Annotated in this window: 10 protein-coding genes and 1 pseudogene; 4 read left to right on the top strand and 7 right to left on the bottom strand. The window is 71.0% G+C overall.

Annotated elements, in window-relative coordinates; all coding sequences use genetic code 11:
- Window positions 1-289 precede the first annotated feature (289 nt).
- Window positions 290-445 (top strand): annotated as a pseudogene (locus AC08OX_RS01050) (hypothetical protein); the annotation flags it as partial.
- A complete protein-coding gene (locus AC08OX_RS01055; protein WP_476606068.1) occupies window positions 444-2,192 on the top strand; it encodes a lantibiotic dehydratase in 1,749 nt (582 codons plus the stop codon). The pseudogene AC08OX_RS01050 and the gene AC08OX_RS01055, both read left to right, overlap by 2 nt.
- 1 nt (window position 2,193) lies before the next feature.
- Here the strand turns inward: AC08OX_RS01055 and AC08OX_RS01060 are convergent, their stop codons facing one another.
- On the bottom strand, window positions 2,194-2,613 hold the full coding sequence (locus AC08OX_RS01060) for a hypothetical protein (protein WP_476606069.1): 420 nt from the start codon (window positions 2,611-2,613) through the stop codon (window positions 2,194-2,196).
- Between the two features lie 37 nt (window positions 2,614-2,650).
- On the opposite strand from AC08OX_RS01060, the gene AC08OX_RS01065 reads away from it, so the two are divergent.
- Together AC08OX_RS01065 and fxlM are read left to right on the top strand one after the other, a co-directional pair.
- Complete coding sequence (locus AC08OX_RS01065) at window positions 2,651-3,457, top strand: lanthionine synthetase C family protein (RefSeq protein WP_476606070.1); 807 nt, start codon at window positions 2,651-2,653, stop codon at window positions 3,455-3,457.
- Window positions 3,454-4,668 carry a methyltransferase, FxLD system gene (gene fxlM, locus AC08OX_RS01070; RefSeq protein WP_476606071.1) on the top strand — a complete coding sequence of 405 codons (1,215 nt, stop codon included), beginning with the start codon at window positions 3,454-3,456 and terminating at the stop codon, window positions 4,666-4,668. Before AC08OX_RS01065 ends, fxlM begins: the two co-directional genes overlap by 4 nt.
- A 281-nt stretch (window positions 4,669-4,949) precedes the next feature.
- Here fxlM and pspM read toward each other — a convergent pair whose 3' ends face one another.
- The 6 genes from pspM to AC08OX_RS01100 form a co-directional block, all read right to left on the bottom strand.
- A complete protein-coding gene (gene pspM, locus AC08OX_RS01075; RefSeq protein ID WP_476606072.1) occupies window positions 4,950-5,708 on the bottom strand; it encodes a phage shock envelope stress response protein PspM in 759 nt (252 codons plus the stop codon).
- A gap of 19 nt (window positions 5,709-5,727) precedes the next feature.
- Window positions 5,728-6,549 carry a PspA/IM30 family protein gene (locus AC08OX_RS01080; protein WP_476606073.1) on the bottom strand — a complete coding sequence of 274 codons (822 nt, stop codon included), beginning with the start codon at window positions 6,547-6,549 and terminating at the stop codon, window positions 5,728-5,730.
- Window positions 6,550-6,597: 48 nt separating this feature from the next.
- Window positions 6,598-6,792 (bottom strand): hypothetical protein, encoded by a 195-nt coding sequence (locus AC08OX_RS01085; protein WP_023840200.1) that lies wholly within the window; start codon window positions 6,790-6,792, stop codon window positions 6,598-6,600.
- A 178-nt stretch (window positions 6,793-6,970) separates the two neighbouring features.
- Window positions 6,971-7,438 carry a Dps family protein gene (locus AC08OX_RS01090; RefSeq protein ID WP_011437912.1) on the bottom strand — a complete coding sequence of 156 codons (468 nt, stop codon included), beginning with the start codon at window positions 7,436-7,438 and terminating at the stop codon, window positions 6,971-6,973.
- A 290-nt stretch (window positions 7,439-7,728) separates the two neighbouring features.
- Window positions 7,729-8,040, bottom strand: a complete 312-nt coding sequence (locus tag AC08OX_RS01095; protein WP_011437913.1) for a helix-turn-helix domain-containing protein — start codon at window positions 8,038-8,040, stop codon at window positions 7,729-7,731.
- 121 nt (window positions 8,041-8,161) lie between these two features.
- Window positions 8,162-9,463 (bottom strand): competence/damage-inducible protein A, encoded by a 1,302-nt coding sequence (locus AC08OX_RS01100; RefSeq protein ID WP_476606074.1) that lies wholly within the window; start codon window positions 9,461-9,463, stop codon window positions 8,162-8,164.
- Between the last annotated feature and the right edge of the window lie 61 nt (window positions 9,464-9,524).

Genomic DNA, 9,524 nt, shown 5'->3' on the forward strand with positions numbered 1-9,524 from the left:
CGCGGAAAGGCTCACTGTGGGTACACGAAGGAACTGGGCGGAACGTCTCGACGACCTACCCGATGGCGCTACCCGGTCTGGTACACGACGCCTGATACACGACACGAGGTACGACAGCCCGTCCCCGCTGTCGGGTGTCATCGAAGATTTAGTATGACATCCTATTTTCGGCCTAGATTTCAATAGGAAGCCAAACGTTTTAGTAGCTGACCCGGTTTGGTGACGGCACGGCACGGCGCGGTGCAGGCCCGGAGCGGGAGCCGTTCAGGTGCGACTGCGTGGGTATCCGGTGGGGTATCGCGGGAGCGTGCTGCCCACGCCGCCACCGGGGATCTCCGAACGCGACGAGCGGCTGCTGGTGCTGGCCTGGCAGGCGATGGCCGACGGCACCCGCGAGATCATCCTGACCGACGACGTGATCGGCGAGCTGACCGGCGAAACGTTTGACGACCGGTACATCCCCGCCGCACGTAGAGTTGTCCGCCCGCATCCACGCCGCCACCACCCAAGCACTGGATCGGGGCGACTTCCTGCTCACCGTCGCGCCCGCCTGCTCCGCCGGCACCCTCACCAGCCGGTTCACCCCGACGGCCACCGGGTCCGGCCCGGCGCGGGCGTACCGGGCACTGCCCGCCGCCACCGCCGGGGCGCTGCGGGTGCAGATGTCCTTCGGGCCGCTGTACCCGCACGCGGAGAACGCCTGCCGCGTCCCGGCCTACCTCGACCACGTGCTCCCGCTGGGCGAACACCGCCAGCCCGGCGACGACAGCCTGCTCACGATGGACGACCTGGCCATCACCGCGACCCGCGACCGGCTGCACCTGGTCAGCATCTCGCGTCGTCAAGTGGTTGAGCCGCAGGTGTTCCACGCGCTCGCACTGGACGAACAGCCCCCGCCGCTGGCCCGGTTCCTGGCGCACCTGCCACGGGCGTTATCCGCCGCCTGGTACCAGTTCGATTGGGGACCGCGCGTCCGGCTGCCGTTCCTGCCACGGGTGCGCTACCGGCGCACCGTCCTGTCCCCGGCCCAGTGGCGGCTTGCCCCCGACGACCTCCCACCCGGCCAGGCCGGTCCCGGCCAGTGGAGGCAGGTACTCGACCGGTGGCGGCGCCGCTGGGACTGCCCTGACGTGGTCGAGCTCCGCGACGCGGACCGCACGCTGCGCCTCACCCTCAACGAGCCCGCCCACGCCACCCTCCTGCACGCCCACCTCAAACGGCACGGCCAGGCGATCCTGTACGCGGCCACCCCGGCGGCCGACTACGGGTGGATCGACGGCCACGCCCACGAAATCGCGCTGCCCCTGGTCACCACCTGCCCCGCTGAACCCGGCCCGCTGCACGGCCTCCCACCCGTCGTGACGAACACACACGGGCACCTGCCCGGCGCCCCGGACGCCACCTGGCTCTCGGCGAAGCTGTTCACCCATCCCGAACGGATCGGCGAGATCGTCGCCGAGGCGCTTCCCGGCCTGCTGGCCACGCTCGACACACCCGCGGCCTGCTGGCTGCGATACCGCAGCCGACAGGAGACGGACCACCTGCGCCTGCGGCTGCGCACTACCCCCGACTGTTACGCGCAGTACTCGAACGCGGTCGGGGAGTGGGCGCAGCGGATGCGCCAAGCAGGACTGGCCGGGCGGCTGGTGATCGACACCTACTCCCCGGAAATCGGCCGCTACGGGCACGGCGAGGCACTGGACGCCGCGGAGAACGTCTTCGCCGCCGACTCCGCCACCATGGCCGCCCTGCTGCGGCACCAGCCCACCACCGAGGTCGACCTCGGGCTGGTGGTGGCGAACATGGTAGGCATCGTCAGCGGGTTCTTCGGCGATCCCAACGAGGCGATGGACTGGCTGGCCGCCCGCCCGGCCCCGGCTGCCGCTGCGGCCCTCGACCGGGCGGTGGCCGAGCGAGCGACCCGGCTCGTCACCGACCCGGCCGGGCTGTGGTCGCTGTCCGGCTGGACCGTCGACATCGGGCCGGCGTGGGACAACCGCGCCGACGCGCTGGCCAGCTACCACAAGGCGCTGCCACCGGAGGCGAACACCGACGTGGTGCTGGAGTCGCTGCTGCACATGCACCACAACCGGGCCGTCGGCATCAACCGGGACAGCGAACGCACCTGCTGCCGCCTGGCCCGGCAAGCCGCGCTCACCTGGCGAGCCCGCCGTAGCGGTGGTGCCCGGTGACCTACACCGACCCGTACACGCCACCGCCCGAGCACCATCCCGCACCCGGCTGGGTCAATCCCTGGCAGACGGGGCCGCCGGGCTGGCGCTGCTGCACATCGCCTATGCCCGCGCCGGGATCGGCGACTGGGCCACCGCCCACCAATAGGTCAAGGCTATGACCGCCGAACCCGTGGCCGCGGACACGGGCGCCGGCCTGTACCGGGGCGCCCCGGCGGTCGCGTTCGTGCTGCGCACCGCCGGCCAGCCCGTCTACACCGGCGTACTGCACACCCTCGACGAGCACATCGCCGCGATCACTTGCACCCGCCTGGAGGCAGCGCACGAGCGGATCGACCGCGGCGAACTGCCCGCGCTGCGGGAGTTCGACCTGATCAACGGGCTGACCGGACTCGGCGTCTGCCTGCTTCAGGCCATCCACGCCGACCCACGCCGACCCGCGCCACCCCGGCGGCGACTTGCTACGCGACGTACTGACCTACCTGGTCCGGCTGACCGGCCGGACCACCGTCGACGGGGCCACACTGCCCGGCTGGTGGACCGCGAATGGGCCGTCCGACCAGCCCGACCCTTGGTGGCCCGGCGGCCACGCCAACCTCGGCATGGCGCACGGCATCGCGGGACCGCTGGCGCTGCTGTCCTCCGCCATGATCGGCGGCATCACCGTGCCCGGACAGGCCGACGCGATCGGACTCACCGACTGGTTCCTCAACTCCTGGCGCTGCGGCTCGGTGATCAGCCCCTGGTGGCCCGGCATGATCTCCGCCCGCGCATGGGTCAACGCCGCCGCCGACCAGCCGGGTCCGCAACGCCTGTCCTGGTGCTACGGCGCCCCCGGCCTGGCCCGCGCCCGCCACCTGACCGCCCAGGCACTGGACACCCCGAACAGGGTGGCCGACGCCAAGGCCACGCTCGTCGCGTGTCTCACCGACGAGGCTCAACTCGCCCAACTCGGCGACGACTCGCTGTGCCACGGCTGGGCCGGGCTGGTGCACGTCTCCCGCCGGATGCTCGCCGACACCGAACCCGGCGGCGAATTCGCCGAGGTCCTGTCCCGGTTGGAACACCGCTGGCGTCACCGCCGCACCCAGGCGGCCCGAAAACTATCGGAGGTGAGGGGGATGCTGGAAGGCGACGCCGGAATCGCGCTCACCGATCTGCCGCCGGGCACCGGATGGGACGCCTGCCTGCTCACCGTCCCGCCCGCGGCCGGACCAACGCACTCGCCCGTATCCGCAAGTACACACACGGAAGGAACCGGATGACCAACGCCACCAGCACCCGCCCCGAGGACCTGCGCGAGCAGATGATCAGCAACATCCGCACCGCTGGTCACCTGCGCTCCGAGCGCATCGAGCAGGCGTTTCGGGCCGTTCCCCGGCACCGGTTCGTTCCCGCAGCCTCGGTCGAGGAGGCGTACGCCAACAAGGCGATCACCATCAGGCCCGGCGCAGACCGGCCCGCCAGTTGCATCTCCGTGCCGACCGTGGTGGCGATGATGCTCGGTCAGCTCGACCCGCAGCCCGGCGACCGCGTGCTGGAGATCGGGGCCGGGACCGGATACAACGCCGCCCTGCTCGCCGGACTCGTCGGCGACGGCGGCAGTGTCACCACCATCGACATCCACCCCGACGTTACCGACCACGCCCGCCGCACCCTGGCCGAGACCAGCTACGACCGAGTGCGGGTGGTCACCGGCGACGGCGCCATCGGCGACGCGGACCACGCCCCCTACGACAAGATCATCGTTACGGTCGGGCCGTGGGACCTGCCCCCGGCCTGGTTCGACCAACTCGCCCCCGGCGGTATGCTCATGGTCCCGCTGCACTGGCGGGGCCAGGCCCGCAGTGTCGCCTTCGCCCGTCAGGACACCCATCTCCGGGCGGAAAGCAGCCAGCTCTGCGGGTTCATTCCCATGATCGGTATCGTGTCGACCGGCGAGCAGACCGGCACGATCACTGACAACGTGGAGCTGTACTGGGATGCCGACCAGAACATCGCCCCGGCCGCCCTGCACGAGGTGTTCACTGGACCCGAGACCACCGCGTGGTCCGGCGCCTCCGTCGTCGCCAACGAGCCGTTTGACCACATCTGGCTGTGGCTGACCGCCACCTCACCCGGCACCTGCCGCATCGCAGCCGAAGACGAGGCCATCGAGTCCGGGATCTGCCGCCCCGCGTTCACCTACCGCACCCCCGCGATCGTCGAGGGCGACTCCCTGGCGTACCTCACCAAGCCCCGCCCCGTCGACCATCCCGGCCCGGACGGCGAACGCCGCTACGAACTCGGCGCCACCGGCCACGGCCCCGCCGCCGCCCAGCTCGCCAAGCGGCTGGTCGAGCAGATTCGCCGCTTCGACCGCGACCGCACCGCCCAGCCCGTCATCACCGCCTATCCTGCCGGAACGGCCGACGGGACCCTGCCCACCGGCGTGGTTATCGACAAGCGCCACGTCCGCATGGTCGCCACGCCCTGACCGGTCACCGCGCCGACGGCCCCCAGCATCGAGAACGTGGTGACCACGTCTGGCTGACCACGTCTGGCTGAGCAGCCTCCTGAATCGCGGATTCGTCTGAACCCCGCACCAGTTACGACTGCACCGGAGTCCGCGCCGAATACGGCGGTCCGCACTGTCAACACCTCAGCGGCCGCTGTCTGGACACCTTCATCACCAGATTTCCCTGTCCAGCTCAGCGCAGGTCCTTACTGAAATCTTCGCTGGCAACCGACACCCGGGATCACCGTCGACATCCGCGATCAACCGGAAATTTCACGCAGTGCGGCAGCGTAGCCACGCAGAGCCTCGATCTGCTGGGTCAGTCGGGCCAGGTCCGGCGAAGACGCGACCACCGTGCCCACGACCTCGCTGGCCGCTGCCAGCAGGTCGTCCAGAGTGGCCACCGACGCCGACATTTCGGCCACCAGGTCCTTCCTCGTCGCCAGGATCTCGGCTCGTCGAGCGGGATGCGTCACCGCTCGGGCCGCCCTTTCACACGCGACGACCCGCATGGCGGTGACCCGCAGCCCGTCCACCAGATCGGCGGCGCCGGCCACGGCCGCCCGCACCGGGCCGCGGGCGGCACCGGGAGCAAGCGTCCGGGCCATCGCGACGAGCGCCGCCAGACCCGCCTCGCCACGGCGCAACGGCTCGGCGGCCGCCGAGTGCCGCAACGCCCAGGGAGGCGGAGCGGGAGCGCTCGGCAGGGCGAACCCGCGGTCCTCCCGCCGGATCACGGCCGTCTCCCAGCCGGCGAGACCCGCCCTGATGACCGCCGCACCGCCCACGACCAGCCAACCCCAGCCGTCCACGACGGCGGCGACCGGCGTCACCGCGGCCACGGCGATCCATCCGAAGGCGGTCACCGCCGCCCGACGACGCGCCCACCGGACGCCACGCCCGGCGCGCCGTTCGGTCCGCAGCAACGACCGGCGTTCGACATCGGCACGCACCCAGTCCGGCAACGCCGGCCGCAGTGCCCCGCCCGGCGCCCCGTCCCAACCCGGCCAGCCGGTCACGGCCGGTCCGCCTTCCGACTCACGGCGTCCCACCGCCGGTGGGCTTGGCTGCGGAATCGGGCGACGCCGCGGAACCAGGCGACGCCGCGGAACCAGGCGCGCCAGCGGGAAGCTGGCCCCCGGCCGCCATGTCACCGCGCAACTCGGCGAGGCGGGAGGAGGCCCGGGCGTCCATGGTCGCGCGCCGCACCTCGATCATCCGCGCCTCCATCCCCTGGGAGGCGAGCTCGTGGCGCCCGAGAGCGACCGCGTAGCGCTGCTCGACCTTGTCGCGGATCTCCCCGAGGGTGGGCGTGTCCCCCGCCGGGGCGAGCGAGGACATCCCCTCCATCGCCTTGGTCATCTGCTCCTGCATGGCGGCGTGCTCGATCTGTGTCAGCAGGCGGGCACGCTCGGCGAGATGGCGTTGCATCCGCACGGTGTTGTCCTCGACCGCGGTTCGGGCCTGCTGGGCGGACGCGGCGGCCTGGCGGTGCAGGTTCTTCAGGTCCTCCAGCGATGCTTCCGCCGAGACCAGCTGGCTGGCGAATGCCTGGGCCGTCTCCTCGTACCCAGCCGCGGTGACCAGGTCGCCGGCCGCTCGCGCGTTGTCAGCCAGCAGCAACGAGGAGCGGGCGGACTCGGTGAGGTTCGCGACCTCGTCCACCTGGCGTGCCATGCGCATCTCCAGCTGACGCTGGTTACCCACGACGAGCGCCGCCTGCTGGACCAGCGCCTCGTGCTGCTGCCGGGCCTCCATGATGGCCTGGTCGATCTGCACCCGCGGGTCAGCCTTCTCATCGAACTTCCGGTTCGCCGAGGCCGACAGATAGCGGTAGATCTTGCGGACGACATTCGCCATACATCGATCGTCGCACGCCGGAGCCGCGGCGGTTACCCCGCGGCGGACTCAGACGGGCGGCTGCAGCGCCGTGCGGCCGCGTCCCGCGCAGACCAGACACGTCCGGCAGGCCGGCACAAAGCCGCCGCGCATGGTGGCGAAGACCACCAGCAGCTCGCCCAATCCGTTGCAGCTCTTGCACACCTGGACCAGCCGGCACTCCGACCAGCCGTCGTCGTCCTCCGGCCACGCGGGGGTATTCACGTGATCTTCTTTCCCTGCGGGCCATGCCCGGGAGTCCGCCCGGGAACGACGATCGACACCAACCTGCGCCACGAGAACTATCTCGGGAGAGTCGCGGAGGGGTCCGCCATCCGCCACCAGACAACCCTTTTCGGGGGAGGGCCCTTTCGGGGAGGGCAAACCGCCCCCGGCGCGGGACTCACACCATCGCCTGGAACATCCAGTGCTGCTCCTCCAGGTCGTGGACGATCTCGATGATCAGGTTCTGGGTGACCGGGTCGGCCTTCTCGGTCGCGTCCATGCGGGTACGCATCCTCGTGACCACCCCGGCGAGGACCTCGGTTGTCTGCCGGATCACCTTCTCATCCGGGATGTACCCCACCTCCACTCCCGGCAGGTGGGTGCTTCGGGCGACCGTCGAGGACTGACCGTCCGGGTTGACCCCGATCGCGACGGCACGTTCGGCGGTGGCGTCCGCGTAACGACGCGCCAGATCGACAACCTCGTCGAGTTGGCGATGCACACTACGGAAGGTGCGCCCGGTGACGTTCCAGTGCAGCTGCTTGGCGGACAGGGACAGGTCGATCAGGTCGATCAACGTGCCCTGGAGGGCCTCACCGGTGACACTTCGTGCCCCGTCGGACAGCGGGCTGCGGATGGCACTCATACTCGACCTCTCTCACGCCGGAGACATCTGCTCCCTGCGGCGTGCCCCGTGAAGAGATCCGTATGCGACCAGAACACCCGACGTCCAGAACACCCCGACGTCCAGCACAGCCCGACGTCCAGCACAGCCCGACGTCCAGCACAGCCCGACATCGCGAACGAGACACACATCGAGACCTACCTCATCGGGACCTACATCATGAACGGAGCGCACGTCATGAACGGAGCAGACCCCCAACGTGAACGGGACAGCCGACGTGGCAGGGCACCGGAAGACGCCGGACGCGCAACTCAGGCCGCCCGGTCGACGACCGCGGCGCGGGCGGGAACCACCACGGTGGGCGCGCCGACCCGCGCGGCCACCGCCAGTTCGGCGAGTTCGAGATCCTCACTCACCTCGCGCAGCAGGTCCGCGAGCCGTACTCCCAGTGCGTCACAGATGGCGGCGAGCAACTCGGAGCTGGCCTCCTTCTGCCCACGCTCGACTTCCGAGAGGTAGCCGAGCGACACCCGTGCCGCCGACGACACCTCCCGAAGCGTGCGGTGCTGATCCTGACGGCGGCGGCGCAACGCCTCGCCGAGCATGCGTCGGAGCAGGACCATCGAGCCTCCTCCTTCGTCCGCGGGATGCGTTCACCGTATACCCACCGCCGCGACCATCGGGCCCTCGTTGACGGGACTGTAACTGTGTAAGCACCTCAGGTCCGGTGATTGGTCTCGCGCATCAGGGTGCGCCGTCTCCGGTTGTGGTCATCTCGCTGTTCGGCAGCCCGGCGAGCATCCGACGCACCAGGTCCAGCGCGGACACCACCGCGTAGGTGCGGATGCGCGGCCGGTCCCCGGGCAGCCGTACCGACCGGGTGACGGTGCCGTCCGGTCCGGCCAGGCCGATATGCAGCGTTCCGACCGGTTTGTCCTCCTGCGGCTGCGGGCCCGCGACTCCCGTGGTGGCCAACCCGTAGGTGGCGCCCAGCCGGGACCGGACCCCCGCCGCCATCGCGGCGGCCGTCCTCGACGACACCGCGCCCTCGGCGGCCAACAGACCCTCGTCGACACCGAGCGCCGATGCCTTGACCTCCGTGGCGTAGGAGACGATGCCGCCACGGAACGCGGCGCTCGCACCGGGGACGTCGGTCAGCCGCCCGGCGAGCAGCCCCCCGGTGATGGACTCCGCGACGGCCAGCGTCGCCGACCGCTGGACGAGCAGCCCCAGGACCACGCCTTCGAGGGAGTCGTCCGCACCGCCGTACACCCCGGCGCCCAGTGCGGTCCGGGCCGCGGTCTCCACCGGTACGATCAGCATCTCGGCCTCGGCCCGATCCCGGGCCCGGGCCGTGATACGCACCCGGGTCTGGCCACCGCTGGCCAGGAACGCGATGCGCGGATTGCCGATCCGGGCAAGCCGGTCGACCTCGTCCGCGAGGGCCTCGGCGACGGCCGACTCCCACATGCCCGCCGTGCGCAGCACCCGGTGGACGACCACCGCGGGCTGCCCGGCCCGGCGCAGGATGTCGGGCAGCACGCTGGCGGTGAACATGCCGTTCATCTCGAACGGCACACCGGGCATCGCGTAGACGACGCCAGTCCCGATCTCCATCCGTATCCCCGGGGCTGTTCCGGTGCCGTTCGGCAGCGGTTGTGCCCCCTCGGGCAGGTCCGCCTGTCGGTAGTTCATCTGGGGCACGCGCCGGCCACCGTCACCGCGGCCCATGTCCCGGAACCGTCGCCGCAGCATCGACTCCAGGAAGTCGTCCCGGCGCAGGCCGACGCCGGCCGCGGCGGCGATGCCCTCGCGGGTCAGGTCGTCCTGGGTGGGACCGAGCCCTCCGGTCATGATGACGACGTCAGCCCGGTCCAGTGCCACCCGGATCGCCGTGGCGATCATGTCGATGTCGTCACCGACGACCGTCGACGTCGTGACGGTCACTCCGACATCGGCCAGCTGCCGACCCAACCAGGCCGCGTTGCCGTTGACGATGTCGCCGTAGAGAAGTTCGTCCCCCACCGCCAGCAGCTCAGCGCGCATCGGTCCGCCCCTCCGTCTTCCTGATGGTCGGCCCCGCCATCCGGTGGCGCGCCGAGGGGCC

Source organism: Frankia sp. CoBUL1, assembly GCF_978021245.1.

Excerpts from the sequence above, each read along its gene's own strand:
- fxlM (WP_476606071.1), top strand. The coding sequence starts at position 3,454 with ATGACCAACGCCACCAGCACCCGCCCCGAGGACCTGCGCGAGCAGATG.
- AC08OX_RS01080 (WP_476606073.1), bottom strand. The coding sequence starts at position 6,549 with ATGGCGAATGTCGTCCGCAAGATCTACCGCTATCTGTCGGCCTCGGCG.
- AC08OX_RS01090 (WP_011437912.1), bottom strand. The coding sequence starts at position 7,438 with ATGAGTGCCATCCGCAGCCCGCTGTCCGACGGGGCACGAAGTGTCACC.
- AC08OX_RS01095 (WP_011437913.1), bottom strand. The coding sequence starts at position 8,040 with ATGGTCCTGCTCCGACGCATGCTCGGCGAGGCGTTGCGCCGCCGCCGT.
- AC08OX_RS01100 (WP_476606074.1), bottom strand. The coding sequence starts at position 9,463 with ATGCGCGCTGAGCTGCTGGCGGTGGGGGACGAACTTCTCTACGGCGAC.